The following is a 14,346-nucleotide window of genomic DNA, read 5'->3' on the forward strand; positions in this document are numbered from 1 at the left end:
GTCAGATGGCGTCTGACAACCTATGTTGTCAGAACTCCCAAGATCCGGATGCCCGTCATGACCGCCCCCACTTCCGATGACGCAGTCCTCGATGTCCTGATCGTCGGCGCCGGCCTGTCCGGCATCGGCGCCGCCCGCCAGCTCCAGCAGCGCTGCCCCGACAAGCGCTACGCCATCCTCGAAGCCCGCGAGACCCTGGGCGGCACCTGGGACCTGTTCCGCTACCCCGGCATCCGGTCGGACTCCGACATGTACACCCTCGGCTACCGCTTCAAGCCGTGGCGCGGCGCCAAGGCCATTGCGGACGGGCCGTCGATCCTGCGCTACATCCAGGAAACCGCCGAGGAAGCCGGCATCACGCCCCACATCCGCTTCGGCCACAAGGTGGTGGGCGCGGCGTGGGACAGCCGTGACGCCTGCTGGACCATCGACGCCGAACGTGTACCCGACGGCACCCACGCCACCCACATACGGCTGCGCGCCCGCTTCCTCTACGTCTGCGCCGGCTATTACAGCTATGCCGAAGGGCACCGCCCCGCCTTCCCCGGCGAGGAAACCTTCCGGGGCCAGATGGTGCATCCGCAGTTCTGGGATCCGTCGATCGACTACACCGATAAGCGCGTGGTGGTGATCGGCAGCGGCGCCACCGCCGTGACGTTGGTGCCGGCCATGGCCGAGACCGCCGCGCACGTGACCATGCTCCAGCGCTCCCCGACCTATATCGTGACCCGCCCCGGCGAGGACGCCATCGCCAACCAGCTGCGGCGCGTGCTGCCGGAGCGGCTGGCCTACCGCGCCACACGCTGGAAAAACGTGCTGCTGGGGATGTTCTTCTTCCAGCTCGCCCGCCGCCGGCCCGAGCGCGTCAAGCAGCGGCTGGTCAGCATGGCCGCCGCGCAGCTCCAGCCGGGCTTCGACGTCGCCACGCACCTGACCCCGCGCTACAACCCATGGGACCAGCGCGTCTGCCTGGTGCCCGATGGCGACCTGTTCCAGTCGATCCGTAACGGCCGCGCCTCCATCGTCACCGACCAGATCGAACGCTTTACCGAAGATGGCATCGTGCTGAAGTCCGGCCAGACGCTGCCGGCCGATCTGGTGGTGGTGGCCACCGGGCTCAAGCTGAACATGCTCGGGGACATCGCCGTCCATGTGGATGGCCAGCCGCGCCGGCCGTCCGAGCTGCTTGCCTACAAGGGCATGATGCTGAGCAACGTGCCGAACCTGGTGCTGGCCTTCGGCTATACCAATGCGTCCTGGACGCTGAAGGCCGACCTGACCGCCGAGTACGTCTGCCGGCTGCTCAAGTACATGGATCGCCATGGCCATCGCTACGCCCTGCCGCAGGTGGAGCCGGACGTGCAGCGCGTGCCCTTCCTCGATTTCAGTTCCGGCTACGTGCAGCGCGCCGCCGCCGTGCTGCCGCGCCAGGGCCACCGCAAGCCGTGGCGCGTGTATCAGAACTATCTGATGGACATGCTGACCATCCGCCATGGCCGCATCGACGATGGCGTGCTCCGCTTCGACACCACGCAGGCCACCACGATGCCCACCCCAGACCCCCTCGCCGAAGCCCAATCATGAACATGCTGCTGATCCTCGTACTTGTCCTAGCGATAGCGCTAGGGGTGCCGCTGGCACTGCTGTTCCTCTTCACCTGGCGCACGGCGCGCAAGATCGAGGCGGCCCTGCCGCCCACCGGCCGGTTCGTCGAGGTGCCCGGCGCCCGCCTGCACGTGGTGGAGCGTGGCGAAGGGCAGCCGGTGCTGCTGGTGCACGGCCTGGCCGGCCAGCTCGCCAATTTCGACTACGGCATGATCGCGCCGCTGGCGCGCGACTACCGCGTGATTGCGGTGGACCGCCCCGGCGCCGGGTATTCCACCCGCGCCCCCGGCGCGCCGGCGGACCTGCGCGCGCAGGCCGACACGCTGGCCGCACTGATCGACCAGCTCGGGCTGGAGCAGCCGCTGGTGGTCGGCCATTCGCTCGGCGGCGCCATCGCGCTGGCGCTGGCCACCTATCATCCGGCCCGCGTGGGCGGGCTGGCGCTGATCGCCCCGCTCACCCATCTGCCCGAGGTGGTCTCGCCGGTATTCAAGGCCATGACGATGCAGAGCGCGCTGATGCGCAAGCTGATCGCCTGGACGCTGTTGATTCCGATGTCGATCCGCAACCGCGAGCAGGTCATGCAGATCGTCTTCGGCCCGGACGCGGCGCCAGCGGACTTCCCCACGCGCGGCGGCGGCCTGCTGGGGCTGCGGCCTGGCCATTTCCTCGGGGCGTCCGAAGACCTGCACGGCGTGGCGCACAGCCTGCCGCCGCTGCTGCCCACCTATGGCGACCTGAAAATGCCGGTCAGCATCCTGTTTGGCCGCGAGGACCGCATCCTCGATTACCGCGAGAACGGCGAGGCGCTGGTCGCCAAGCTGCCGGCAGCCCGGCTGACATTGGTGACCGGCGGGCATATGCTGCCGGTGACGGCCGTGGAGGCCAGTGTCGATTTCGTGCGCAACGCCGCCGCCAGCCTGCGCGCGGCCGTGCCCGCCTGACCGTGATGACCGAGGAGCCTGCCATGGCCAGTTCTGCTTCCCCCTCGCCTTCCCCCTCGCCTTCCCCCTCCCCGTCGACCACGTCCGATCCCTACCAGCGCGACCTGCTCACCGCCTTCCGCGCCGTGCGCAAGCTGCTGGCGGACGGCAACGACACCGAGCAGGTCTTCCTCATCATGCGGGCGCTGAACGGCCCCGCCATGCCGAAGAACTACCGCCGCCTGCTCAGTACGCGGCAGGGTCGGCGGCTGGCCTACCAGCGCATCGAACTGGCCGAGCGTCTCACCGACCCGGCTTATATCGCCAGCTTCGCGCCGGGCACCGTGGGCGCCGCCTATCGGCAATTTCTGGAAAAAACCGGCTACAGCGCCGACGGGCTGGCCAAGGTGTCGAACCTGAACCAGGAGCCGGTGATGGAGGACGCCTATTTGTGGTTTGGGCGCCGCACGCGGGACATCCACGATATCTGGCACGTCCTGACCGGCTACCGCGCCGACGAAAGCCTGGGCGAGGCGGCGCTGGTGGCCTTCAGCTACGCCCAGACCGGCGGCACCGGCTGGGCCTTCATCGCCGTGGCCGCTGCCCTGAAAAGCCTGCGCGTCTCCCGCAGCACGGCCTTTGCCCGCGCGGTGCTGGAAGGCTACCGCCGGGGCCGCCGTGCCGGCTGGCTGCTGGGGGAAGACTACGAAACCCTGCTGCACGAACCGCTGGATGCGGCCCGCGCGCGGCTCGGCATTGCCGAACCGGCGCGCTACCTGGCCTGCAACCCGGCGCAGGCCTGGACGGCTTAGTCACACCGCCGATTTATGGCGTAGGCTGCACAATCGCCATGCCGGCGTTGATATTCCCCGTGGCGAACGGGCTGCCCGGTACCGGTGTCAGCGCGCCACTCGTCGCATCGATGGCGAAGCCGTACAGCGTGCCGCTGAGCGACGGCGTGTACAGGAAGCGCCCGTTCGGCTCGATGCGCAGGCGCTGGCCGTTGATGCTGGCGGGGGTGATGGCGAGCGGCAAGGGGCCAAACGTGGGGTCGATCCGCATCGTCTGGATGTTGTTGCTCCCTGTACCGAGTACATAGACAAACTGGCCCGACGGCGTGACGGCGACGTCGACGGGACGCGACACCCCAATCAGCATGTCCATGGCGCTCGTAATCGCGCCTGTGGCATCGAGCGTGCAGCTGCCGAAGCTATTGGTGTCCCGGTTGGCAAAGTACAGCGCGCTGCCATTGAGTGACAGGGCCGCCCCCATCGGCCCTAAGCCAAGCGATGACCTGGTGTAGGCAAACGTAAGCGAGCCCGTCGCCGCACTGACGGGGGCGTGCCACAACGCGTCCGCCGCGATGCTCGTGGCATAGACGTTCTGCCCGTCGGCGGACACCGCGACCCCGCCCGCACTGGCCGACCCGCCTGCGGACAGGCTTGACGTCAACTCTGCGGCTTGCGTCACGGGATTGATGGCAAAGCTCGTCAGCGTACCAACGCCGCCGACATAGACATACCGGCCTGTCGGATCCACCGCGACGACCTGAGGCGCGAGCGGTGTCGGGGCACTCGCCGCCGCAATCATGGTCAGCCTGCCGGTGGCGGCATCCAGCTGGAAGGGGACGATCGCGTTGTTATCCACCATCACCGCATAGCCCACCCGCCCGGACGGCAGGAAGGCGATGTCGTTGACCTCATTCACGGTCGGGAACGGGCTGTCCGGCACGGCGGCCAGCGCGCCGGTAACGGGGTCGATCCGATAGACCGACAGGGTCCGGTCATTGCGGTTGGCCACCACCACGAACTGCGCCTGCACGCAGGTGATCGCCACGTTGGTGACGTTGGCGGCGGCGATGGTGCCGCTGTCGTTCTGGATCGTGCAGGTCTGGCCGGCCGGCTGGGCGAACACGGTGACCGTGTAGTTCGACGCATCGGCCAGCCCGCTGGACACCGTGAAGGCACCATCCGCGCTGACAACCGCCGCATCCCCATTCACCCCGGCCAGTTGCAGGCTCTTGCCCGCCGCCAGCCCGGACACGGTGCCGCCCACGCTGTAGGTCGGGGGCGGCGCCGCTGGGCGAGCCAGTGCCGCGTTGGCGCACAGCCGGGTGCCGGTGGGCGCGTCCGCACAGGCCGCCAGCACGGCCGAGCCGGCCAGCGTGGCCGAAGACGGGCTGCTGACCTGTGCCGAATGGCCGTCCGCTGCCGCAGTCACGGGGAAGGTGGCATCGGCGGTGTTCCACGTCCAGTTGGTCAGGTCGGCGATGCCATCCACGCCATCCGAGCGCCGCACCGCTGCCGTCACGGTCTGCGGCGCTGCGCCAGCCGTCACGGTCAGGTTCGCGGGCGACAGCGTCAGCGTGTACGACTTGGCCGGCGCGGCCTGTACCACCAGATGGGTGACGGAGGTGGCGCGGCTGCCATCGGCCAGCGTAGCGGTGGCGGTGATATCGACTTCCCCGGCATTCCGGGTCTGCACGGTGGCATAGGTGCCGACGAAGACGGAAGCGGAAACACCCGCCGGCGCCTTGTCCGACGCCGCCGTGACCACGGCGACCGATTCATCCGAAGACGTCCAGGCGAAGCTGGCGCCCTTGACCTCGCTGCCATCGGCGGCCAGCAGCGTCGCCTTGAGCGTCAAGTTGCTGCCCGCCACCGGCGCGCCGCTGGTGGTGTCGACCACCACCTTGGTAGCGGCTGGCGTGGCCGAGGGGGCCGGCGTGGTGTTGTCATCGGAGCCGCAGGCGGTGAGCACCGCAGCGGCAAGCAAAGCCATGCCGAACGCGCGTGCGCCAGCGGAGAAGCGTGGAAACATGAGACCCGACCCGTAATCTGTGTTGAATGGATGAATCCGACTGGCTTAGGGCGTCGGCTGCACGATCGCCATGGCAACGTTGTTATTGCCCGTGACGAACGGGCTGCCCGGCACCGGCGTCAGCGCGCCGCTCGCCGCGTTGATCGCAAAGCCGTACAGCGTGCCGTTGAAGGACGGCGTGTACAGGAAGCGCCCATCCGTTGTGATGCGCAGGCGCAGGCCGTTGGCACTGGCGTTAGTCACGCCGAGCGACACCGGAGCGCCCGAGCCGCCAAGCTGGAACGTCTCGATGCGGCCGCTCGCCGAGTCGAGCACATAGCCAAACTGACCGGACGGCGCGAGTGCAATGTCGATGGGTGCCGTTCCCCAAGTCGGCATCACGAAGTCGTTGACGATTTCGCCTGCGGCATTGAGCGTTCCGATGCCGAGGGTGCCGGTGTCCAGGTTGGTGAAGTACAGCGTGCTGCCATTGGGCGACACGGCCACTCCCGTCGGCTGCACGCCGAACGATGACAGCGCGGAGCCTGACGCCAGCCCACCGGTAGCCGGATCGACCGCCAGACGCCACACATGGCCCAGGTCAATGTTCGTGGCATAGACGTTTTGCCCGTTCGGGGACACGGCGATCCCAGCCGGCATCGTCGGCACGCTGGCGGGAATGACAGACGTGCTGGTCAGGCCATACGTCAGGGGCTGGATGGCATAACTCGTCAGCATTCCAAGGGCGCCGACGTAGAGCCACCGGCCCGTCGGGTCCACCGCGACGACCTGCGGCGCCGGCGTGCTGGGGACACTGGCGCCGGGCATGGGCGTGAGCGCGCCGGTGGCGGCATTCAGTTCGAACGGGAAGATCAAGTTGTTGTCCGCCATCACCGCGTACCCGATCCGCCCGGACGGCAGGAAGGCGATGTCGCTGACCGGCACGAGGGTCGGGAACGGGCTGCCCGGCACGGCCGTCAGCGCCCCGGTCTCCGGATGCGTCCGATAAACCGACAGGGTCAGTTCATGGCGGTTGGCCACTACCACGAACTGGGCCTGCACGCAGGTAATCGCCACGTTGGTGACGTTGGCGGCAGCGATGGTGCCGCTGCCGTTCTGGACCGTGCAGGTCTGGCCGGCGGGCTGGCCGGTCACGGTGACCGCGTACGGCACCCCGGCGACCAGCGCAGTCGGGAACGAGAACGCCCCGCTGGCGCTGACGAGCGCCGTATCGCCGTTGGGCCCGCCCAGCATCAGGCTCTTGCCCACGGCCAGGTTGGACACCGTGCCGCCTACGGTGTAGGTCGGCGGCGGCGGCGCGGCCGGACGGGCCAGCGCGGCATTGGCGCACAGGCGGGTGCCGGTGGGCGCGTCCGCGCAGGCGGCAAGCACTGCGGAGCCGGCCAGCGTGGCCGAAGACGGGCTGCTGACCTGTGCCGAATGGCCGTCTGCTGCCGGCGTCACGGGGAAGGTGGCATCGGCGGTGGTCCATGTCCAGTTGGTCAGGTCGGCGATGCCATCCACGCCATCCGAGCGCCGCACCGCTGCCGTCACGGTCTGTGCAGCCGCGCCAGCGGTCAGGGTCAGGTTGGCCGGCGACAGGGTCAGCGTGTACGACTTGGCCGGCGCGGCCTGTACCACCAGATGGGTGACGGAGGTGGCCCGGGTGCCATCGGCCAGCGTCGCCGTGGCGGTGATATCGACCTCCCCGGCATTCCGGGTCTGGACCGTGGCATAGGTGCCGACGAAGACCGAGGCCGACACCCCCGCCGGCGCCTTGTCCGAAGCCGCGGTGACCACGGCCACCGATTCATCGGAAGACGTCCAGGCGAAACTGGCGCCCTTGACTTCGCTCCCGTCGGCGGCCAGCAGCGTCGCCTTCAGCGTCAGCGTGCCGCCGGCAACCGGCGTGGCGCTGCTCGTATCGACCACCACCTTGGTGGCCGCTGGCGTGGGCTGCGTGGCCGGCGCAGCGTTGTCATCGGAACCGCAGGCGGTGAGCACCGCAGCGGCAAGCAAAGCCATGCCGAACGCGCGTGCGCCAGCGGAGAAGTGTGAAAACATGGACCCGACCCGTTTTTTTGATGTTTAGCCCGGACTTGTCGACCGGAGCATTGCGCGCGACTGTAACAGCGCTGTCACGTTTTGACTGTCCCCAAATGGGGGGACAAGCAGGGACAAGCGGGGGCGACAAGCGGGGGGCGACAAGCGGGGGCTGGCGGGCACAGCGCCCAGCGCCCGGCGCCCGGCGGGAAAAACCGGATTGCAGCCCGGCCCGGTCCCCATTTTGGGGCGCCGTTTATCCGGGCTCGCATCCATATTGCGAAACCCGCCTATTCGGCCTATTACGTCAGGAAGCCCCGTTTTCTTGAATCGGCAACCTGGCAGCCCGGCTGCCCGCGCATCATGCAAGAGCTTGCGTTCCGCACGCTGCTATACCGTTTTTTCTTCTTCGGCTGGCTGTTCAAGGACGCCAGCCGGGGCGACTTGTTCGAGCGCTCCGCGGCGTGGCGCTTCAACCAGTCGCGCGCCCACTGGCTGCCCACTTATATGCGGCGCTGGCTCTGGTGCGGCCTGATCCTGTTCGCCCTCGGCGGCATCGCCGAAACCATGATGAGCGCGCCCGCGCTGTCGGCCATCTTCTACGTGCCGAGCGTGCTCAGCGTGCCAATCAACCTGGTGATCGGGGTCATCTGGGTGGGACTCAAGTCACTCCGAGGACCGTTGTAGGCGTCTCCTCCTCATGCTGCATACATCACTTAGTGCAGCGAGGGTCACGATTGTGTCATCCCTGACACATAGGCTTACGGGTCTGCTGATGTGGCAGACCCGATCCAACCAGCCCTGACCCCATGAAACAAGCCAGTTTGACGACCGCCCTCGCGGCCGCGTGCCTTGCCGCGCTGCTGCTGGCCGCCTGCGGCGGTGACGACAACAAGCCGAGCCCGAGCCAGCCGCCCGCCGGCGATCCGCCCCCCGCCTCCGCGCCGGCCCCGGACAAGCGCTGCGCCCCCTGAGCCCCCGCCGGGCACGCCTCCTCCCAACACTCCCCAGAACCCGAACAATGATCTCCCGCCGCAAGTTCTTGCAGGCGAGCATGGGCACGGCTTTCTCCGCCGCCGCCCTGGCCGCCTTTCCGCCCAGCATCCGCCGCGCGCTGGCCATTCCGGCCAACAACGCCACCGGCACCATCGCCGATGTGGAGCACGTGGTCATCCTGATGCAGGAAAACCGCTCGTTCGACCATTACTTCGGCACGCTCAGCGGCGTGCGCGGGTTTGGCGACCGCCTGACCATCCCCATGCCGAATGGCCGCAACGTCTGGCAGCAGGCGCGCACCAACGGCTCGCTGATCACGCCGTACCACCTGAACGGCAGCGCCAACAACGCCCAGCGCACCGCGGGCACGCCGCACGCCTGGGCCGACAGCCAGGCCGCCTGGGACCACGGCCGCATGTCGCGCTGGCCGGTGGCCAAGACGGACACGTCGATGGGCTACTTCAAGGAACAGGAAATCCCGTTCCAGTTCGCGCTGGCCAATGCCTTCACGCTGTGCGATGCCTACCACTGCTCGATGCACACCGGCACCGACGCCAACCGCGCCTTCCACATCTCCGGCACCAACGGCGCGATGCCGCTGAACCGGGCCTTCGTGAACAACGAGTGGGATGCCATCAACGGCGTGGCCGCCGACGCCAACATCGGCTACACGTGGAAGACCTACGCCGAGCGGCTCGAGGAAGCCGGCATCAACTGGATCAGCTACCAGAACATGCCCGACGAATGGGGCGACAACATGCTGGGCGCGTTCCAGACCTTCCGCCGCGCCAACCTGAACTCGGGCTTCCCGGTGTCCAGCGGCGGCTCGCCGGGCGCCCCGTACACCAACACCGGGCAGGCCGTGCCGTACAAGGCTTACGACGCGGCCACCGACAACGCCGCCAATCCGCTCTACAAGGGCATCGCCAACACGCTGCCGGGCACCCAGCCGGAGCAGTACCTGGACGCCTTCAGGCAGGACATCGCCAATGGCAAGCTGCCGCAGGTCTCCTGGATCAACGCGCCGTCGATCTACTGCGAGCACCCGGGGCCGTCCACACCCGTGCAGGGCGCGTGGTTCCTCCAGGAAGTGCTGGACGCGCTGACCGCCAACCCGGAGGTGTGGAGCAAGACCGTGCTGCTGGTCAACTTCGACGAGAACGATGGTTACTTCGACCACGTGCCGTCGCCGTCCGCGCCGTCGCGCAATGCCGACAGCTCGCTGGCCGGCAAGACCACGCTGGCCGATGCCGACCTCGCCGCCGAGTACTACACGCAGTCCCCGCCGGACGGCAGCACCAGCCAGCCGCCCCGCGATGGCCGCGTGTTCGGCCCGGGACCGCGCGTGCCGATGTTCGTGATCTCGCCGTGGAGCCGGGGTGGCTGGGTCAACTCGCAGGTGTTCGACCACACCTCGGTGCTGCGCTTCCTGGAGACCCGTTTCGGCGTGCAGGAGCCCAATATCAGCCCGTTCCGCCGCGCGGTCTGCGGCGACCTGACCTCGGCGTTCAACTTCAAGACGCCGAACAGCGAGGCGCTGCCCACGCTGGCCGGCCGCGGCACGCGCGCGTCGGCAGACGCCCTGCGCGTCGCCCAGCAGGCGCTGCCGGCGGTGCCCGTGCCGTCGGACATCAACCTGCCGGAGCAGGCCACCGGCACGCGTCCGTCGCGCGCCCTGCCCTACGAGCTGCACGCCAGCGCGCGCGCCCACGTCAACGGCCAGGTGGAGATCCTGTTCGCCAACTCGGGCACGCAGGCGGCGGTGTTCCACGTGTACGACCGCAACGACCTGAACAGCATTCCGCGCCGCTACATGGTGGAGGCCGGCAAGAGTCTGTCCGATAGCTGGGGCACGTCGGCCGCCGCGCCGGGCCAGTACGACCTGTGGGTGCTCGGCCCGAACGGTTTCCATCGCCATTTCAAGGGCGATACCACCGTGCTGGGCGGCGCGCTGGGCGTGCCGGAGGTGCGCGTCTGCTACGACATCGCCAATGGCGACGTCTATGTCGATCTGATGAACACCGGCAAGGCGGCCTGCACCTTCCGGGTGGCGCCGCTGGCGTATCGCACGGACGGCCCGTGGGAAGCCACGGTGGCGGCCGGCGCCACGCAGACGCTGCACTGGTCGCTGAAGGACAGCGGGCAGTGGTACGACTTCGCGGTGACGACCCCCAGCGACACCGCGTACTACCGCCGCTTTGCCGGCCGCGTGGAAACCGGCCAGCACACCATCACCGACCCGGCGATGGGTACGGTGTAAGCACGGTCTAAGCCCGTTTGTAAGCCCGCTGTCATCCGCACCAGCCATGCGGGGCGCTGTAAAAAGCGCTCCAAACATCACACGCCCCGCATGCGCGACCCCGACCTCCCGCAGGTCCTAGCACTTCCCCTTGCCCCTTATCGGTGGCAGAAAACCTGGCAATGTTGACTTATCATCACGCCCGGCGTAGCGGGGGAATCCCGGGTGCATCCCGGGTGAATCCACCCCGCGAGCGCCACGGCCGTTTGGTCTCGGCCTCTTTTCCATTCGATACATAACAGGCTCCGGACCGGCGACTCGCACGCCGGCGACGCGCCATTCCCAGGGGAATCCGATGAAACAGAACCGGTGGGCGCTCGCCCTTTCCATGGCCACGGCCCAACTGCTGACCGCCTGCGGCGGCGGCGACGATGCGGGCACCAGCGCCCCTGTGGCGGCCGCCCCGGCGGCGGCCACGCTCTCGGGCACGGCGGCCACCGGCGCGCCGGTCCAGAACGGCGCCATCGACCTGCGCTGCGCCGCGGGCACGGCCTCGACCACGAGTGACGCCAACGGCGCATGGTCGGTCTCGTCCGCCGGTCTGGCCCTGCCCTGCGTGGCGCGCGTAACCGGCCCCGCCGGGCTGACGCTGCATTCCTACATTCAGAGCCCGGGCACGACCAACATCACGCCGATCACGGAACTGGTGGTGGCCGCCGCCGCGCAGAACCCCGACACCGCCACGGTGTTCAACGCGTTCAACGCCACGCTGGCCAGCCTGATGCAGTCCAACCTGGCCACCACGCTCAACCTCGTGCGCGCCCGCCTGGTCAACCTGGGCGTGAACACCACCGGCCTGAGCCTGCTGAACCAGCCGTTCAAGCCGGTGTTCGGCGATGCCTATGACGACACGCTCGAGGCCCTCGCCACGCAGTTGACCGCCCGCCAGACCACGCTGGCCGCGCTCTCGCAGGATGTGGCGCGTGGCGATGTGGGCAGTCCGGGCGCCGCGGGTGCCACGGGCGCAACCGGCGCCACGGGCGCCACCGGGGCAACCGGCAGCACCGGCCCCTCGGGCGCGACCGGCGCCGCAGGCCCCACGGGTACGACGGGCGCTACCGGTGCTACGGGTGCCACTGGCGCCACGGGCATTACCGGCCCGTCCGGCCCGCAAGGCCCGACCGGCAACACCGGAGCTACGGGTGTCACGGGTGCCACAGGCGCGACCGGCGCCACGGGGGCAACCGGCGCGACGGGGGCGACCGGCGCCACAGGCGCAACGGGTGCCCAAGGCCCGACCGGCAATCAAGGCCAGGACGGCGCGAGCGGTGTATGCACGATTGGCGACGTCTGGCTGACCGCCCTGCCCTACCCGGAGAACTACGACATGGGCGGCATGGTGGCCAAGGGCCAGCTTCTGCCGATCCAGCTCTATGCGCCCTTGTTCTCGCTCATCGGCAACACGTTTGGCGGCGACGGCACGACGAACTTCGCCCTGCCGAACCTGACCGGCCAGGCGCCGGCGAACCTGACCTATATGATCTGTACCGAGGGCCTGTACCCGTCGCGCATCTGACGGTGAACTGACGGGCCACCGCCCGCCCCCGGCCACGGCAGCCCACGCCGCCGTGGCCGCAAGACACTACCCACCGTCCATCCCAATCCCCATGCCACGCATCTGCCTGAACATGATCGTCAAGAACGAGGCGCCGGTGATCGCGCGCTGCCTCGCGTCCGTGCGCCCATGGATCGATAGCTGGCTGATCGTCGATACCGGCTCCACCGATGGCACGCAGCAGCGCATTGCCGCGTGCATGGCGGGCCTGCCGGGCGCGGTGCACGAGCGGCCCTGGCAGGACTTCGCCCACAACCGCAACGAGGCGCTCACCCTGGCCCGGGCGCAGTGCCAGCCGGACGACTACATCCTGTTCATCGATGCCGACGAAACGCTGGGCGTGCCGGACGGCTTCCGCTGGCCGGCGCTCGGCACCGATGGCTATCGGCTGCGCTGCGAGCTGAGCGGCTGGCAGTACCAGCGCAACGCGCTGGTGCGGGCGGGGGTGCCATGGCGCTGGGAGGGCGTGATCCACGAATACCTGACCTGCGATACCCCGGCGGTCTGGGACGACCTGCAGGGCCCGGCCATCGTGGTCTCGCGCGACGGCGCGCGGGCCCGCGACCCGAACACCTATCTGCGCGACATCGAGGTACTGGAGCGCGCCGTGGCCGACGCCCCGGACAACACGCGCTACCGTTTCTACCTCGCCCAAAGCTGCCGGGACGCTGGTCGGCCGGCGGACGCCCTGCGCCACTATCGCGCGCGGGCCGCCATGGGGGGATGGGACGAGGAGCAGTGGTTCGCCACCTACCAGTGCGCGGCGATGCTCGCGCTGGACGGCGCGCCGGCCGAGACGGTGACCGCGGCCTACCTGGCCGCCTATCAGGCCCGCCCCACCCGCGCCGAGCCGCTGTGCGACCTGGCCCGCTGGCACCGCCAGCGCGGGGAATACGCGCTCGGGCACCTCTACGCCCAGCAGGCGGCGGCGATGCCGCTCCCCGCCGACGCGCTGTTCGTCGATACCTCGGTCTACCGCTGGCGTGCGCTGGACGAGCTGACGGTCTGCGCCTACTACATCGGCGCCCAGGAACAAGGCCGCGCCGCGCTGATCCGGCTGCTCGCCGAAGGGGCGTTTCCGGAGTCGGAGCGCGCGCGGATCGAGGCGAACCGGCCCTATTACGGGCTGTAATCGCCGTCCCGCCTACCCCAGCAGCCGCCGCAGCTGCACCGCCACGTCCTCGGCGGCGGACACCGGCAGCAGCGGCACGCCAATGCCATGGTGCCAGTCGAACAGCGCCTGGCTGTGCTGGCTGGCGAAGCTGCCGATCTGGTCGCGCAGCGCGGCGCGGCCGAAGCCCAGTTCCACCTGCAGCTCGCCGTCGCTGACCACGAGGTGGCCGGAATCGGGCAACTCCAGCAGGAAGGGGTCGTAGACCAGCACCGACAGCACGTCGTTGCGGCTGCGCAGCGCCAGCATCAGCCGGCGCGTGCGGTCGTCGGCGCCATCGAAGTCGCTGATGACGATGACCAGATGGTCGTGCCCGGCCAGCCGCACCGCGCGCTCCAGCGCCGCGTTGAACTGGCCGGCGCCGCGCCGGGCTTCGGCCTCGGCATGCAGGCGGCGGTTATGGGCGACGAGGTCGCCCAGCAGGTGCAGCACGGCGTCCCGGCTGCGGCGCGGCGCGCTGGCGGTCAGGTTGGTATCGCCGAACAGGATGCCGCCGACGCGATCCCCATCGGCCACGATGCGCCACGCGGCCAGTGCGGCCACTTCTGCCGCCACGACCGATTTCATCGCCCGCCGGCTGCCGAAGAACATGTTCATGCGCTGGTCCACCACCAGCAGCACCGGGCGCTCCTTCTCCTCGGCATAGACGCGCACGTGCGGCTTGCCGGTGCGCGCCGTCACGCGCCAGTCCATTGTCCGCACGTCATCACCGGGCAGGTAGCCGCGCACCTCCTCGAAGGCCAGCCCCCGCCCGCGCACCCGCGAGCCGTGGCGGCCGGACAGCAGGCTGTGCACCGGCTGGCGCGTGCGGAAATGGAAGTCGCGGGCGGTGGCCTCCAGCGCGGCCAGCGCGTTCATGTCGACATTGACGCCCGGCGTGGCGGTCGAGGGTGCTGGCCCGGCGCCGGTGGCGGCCCGGTCGCGGGCGGCGAAATCGCGCGGCATGGCGGCGAAG

11 protein-coding genes are annotated in these 14,346 nt (G+C 69.2%); 8 read left to right on the top strand and 3 right to left on the bottom strand.

Translation table 11 applies throughout. The features are described from left to right. The first annotated feature begins 57 nt into the window (after window positions 1-57). The 3 genes from KHO18_RS00890 to KHO18_RS00900 are packed head-to-tail and all read left to right on the top strand — an operon-like array spanning window position 58 to window position 3,340. Entirely contained in the window at window positions 58-1,584 is a 1,527-nt protein-coding gene (locus tag KHO18_RS00890; RefSeq protein ID WP_211942609.1) for a flavin-containing monooxygenase, read from the top strand. Continuing rightward, entirely contained in the window at window positions 1,581-2,549 is a 969-nt protein-coding gene (locus KHO18_RS00895; RefSeq protein WP_211942610.1) for an alpha/beta fold hydrolase, read from the top strand. Before KHO18_RS00890 ends, KHO18_RS00895 begins: the two co-directional genes overlap by 4 nt. A gap of 23 nt (window positions 2,550-2,572) precedes the next feature. Then, the gene (locus tag KHO18_RS00900) at window positions 2,573-3,340 is read left to right on the top strand and encodes a Coq4 family protein (protein ID WP_144198315.1); all 768 of its coding nucleotides are present in this window, start codon (window positions 2,573-2,575) and stop codon (window positions 3,338-3,340) included. Between the two features lie 13 nt (window positions 3,341-3,353). Here the strand turns inward: KHO18_RS00900 and KHO18_RS00905 are convergent, their stop codons facing one another. Further along, window positions 3,354-5,309, bottom strand: a complete 1,956-nt coding sequence (locus tag KHO18_RS00905; RefSeq protein ID WP_211942611.1) for a lactonase family protein — start codon at window positions 5,307-5,309, stop codon at window positions 3,354-3,356. A gap of 84 nt (window positions 5,310-5,393) precedes the next feature. After that, window positions 5,394-7,352: a beta-propeller fold lactonase family protein gene (locus tag KHO18_RS00910; RefSeq protein ID WP_186296851.1), complete on the bottom strand. Its 1,959-nt coding sequence runs from the start codon at window positions 7,350-7,352 to the stop codon at window positions 5,394-5,396. 381 nt (window positions 7,353-7,733) lie between these two features. Between KHO18_RS00910 and KHO18_RS00915 the strand changes: the two genes are divergently transcribed. The 5 genes from KHO18_RS00915 (at window position 7,734) to KHO18_RS00935 (ending at window position 13,352) form a co-directional block, all read left to right on the top strand. Then, on the top strand, window positions 7,734-8,057 hold the full coding sequence (locus KHO18_RS00915) for a hypothetical protein (RefSeq protein ID WP_144198312.1): 324 nt from the start codon (window positions 7,734-7,736) through the stop codon (window positions 8,055-8,057). A gap of 122 nt (window positions 8,058-8,179) precedes the next feature. Further along, complete coding sequence (locus KHO18_RS00920) at window positions 8,180-8,344, top strand: hypothetical protein (protein ID WP_177219952.1); 165 nt, start codon at window positions 8,180-8,182, stop codon at window positions 8,342-8,344. A 47-nt stretch (window positions 8,345-8,391) separates the two neighbouring features. After that, on the top strand, window positions 8,392-10,626 hold the full coding sequence (locus KHO18_RS00925; protein ID WP_144198311.1) for a phosphocholine-specific phospholipase C: 2,235 nt from the start codon (window positions 8,392-8,394) through the stop codon (window positions 10,624-10,626). Window positions 10,627-10,960: 334 nt separating this feature from the next. Next, entirely contained in the window at window positions 10,961-12,181 is a 1,221-nt protein-coding gene (locus tag KHO18_RS00930; RefSeq protein WP_244844424.1) for a tail fiber protein, read from the top strand. Window positions 12,182-12,272: 91 nt separating this feature from the next. Next, entirely contained in the window at window positions 12,273-13,352 is a 1,080-nt protein-coding gene (locus tag KHO18_RS00935) for a glycosyltransferase (protein ID WP_211942612.1), read from the top strand. Between the two features lie 12 nt (window positions 13,353-13,364). On the opposite strand, the gene KHO18_RS00940 is transcribed toward KHO18_RS00935, so the two are convergent. Further along, window positions 13,365-14,336, bottom strand: coding sequence for a DUF58 domain-containing protein (locus KHO18_RS00940; RefSeq protein WP_144198309.1), 972 nt, complete (start codon window positions 14,334-14,336; stop codon window positions 13,365-13,367). Between the last annotated feature and the right edge of the window lie 10 nt (window positions 14,337-14,346).

The sequence above is a fragment of the Cupriavidus campinensis genome (genome assembly GCF_905397395.1).
Classification (GTDB): Bacteria; Pseudomonadota; Gammaproteobacteria; order Burkholderiales; family Burkholderiaceae; genus Cupriavidus; species Cupriavidus campinensis.

What these genes read in the sequence shown, in the direction of transcription:
- KHO18_RS00920 (WP_177219952.1), top strand. Translation starts at nt 8,180, where the DNA reads ATGAAACAAGCCAGTTTGACGACCGCCCTCGCGGCCGCGTGCCTTGCC.
- KHO18_RS00925 (WP_144198311.1), top strand. Translation starts at nt 8,392, where the DNA reads ATGATCTCCCGCCGCAAGTTCTTGCAGGCGAGCATGGGCACGGCTTTC.
- KHO18_RS00895 (WP_211942610.1), top strand. Translation starts at nt 1,581, where the DNA reads ATGAACATGCTGCTGATCCTCGTACTTGTCCTAGCGATAGCGCTAGGG.
- KHO18_RS00890 (WP_211942609.1), top strand. Translation starts at nt 58, where the DNA reads ATGACCGCCCCCACTTCCGATGACGCAGTCCTCGATGTCCTGATCGTC.
- KHO18_RS00935 (WP_211942612.1), top strand. Translation starts at nt 12,273, where the DNA reads ATGCCACGCATCTGCCTGAACATGATCGTCAAGAACGAGGCGCCGGTG.
- KHO18_RS00940 (WP_144198309.1), bottom strand. Translation starts at nt 14,336, where the DNA reads ATGCCGCGCGATTTCGCCGCCCGCGACCGGGCCGCCACCGGCGCCGGG.
- KHO18_RS00930 (WP_244844424.1), top strand. Translation starts at nt 10,961, where the DNA reads ATGAAACAGAACCGGTGGGCGCTCGCCCTTTCCATGGCCACGGCCCAA.
- KHO18_RS00900 (WP_144198315.1), top strand. Translation starts at nt 2,573, where the DNA reads ATGGCCAGTTCTGCTTCCCCCTCGCCTTCCCCCTCGCCTTCCCCCTCC.
- KHO18_RS00915 (WP_144198312.1), top strand. Translation starts at nt 7,734, where the DNA reads ATGCAAGAGCTTGCGTTCCGCACGCTGCTATACCGTTTTTTCTTCTTC.
- KHO18_RS00910 (WP_186296851.1), bottom strand. Translation starts at nt 7,352, where the DNA reads ATGGCTTTGCTTGCCGCTGCGGTGCTCACCGCCTGCGGTTCCGATGAC.
- KHO18_RS00905 (WP_211942611.1), bottom strand. Translation starts at nt 5,309, where the DNA reads ATGGCTTTGCTTGCCGCTGCGGTGCTCACCGCCTGCGGCTCCGATGAC.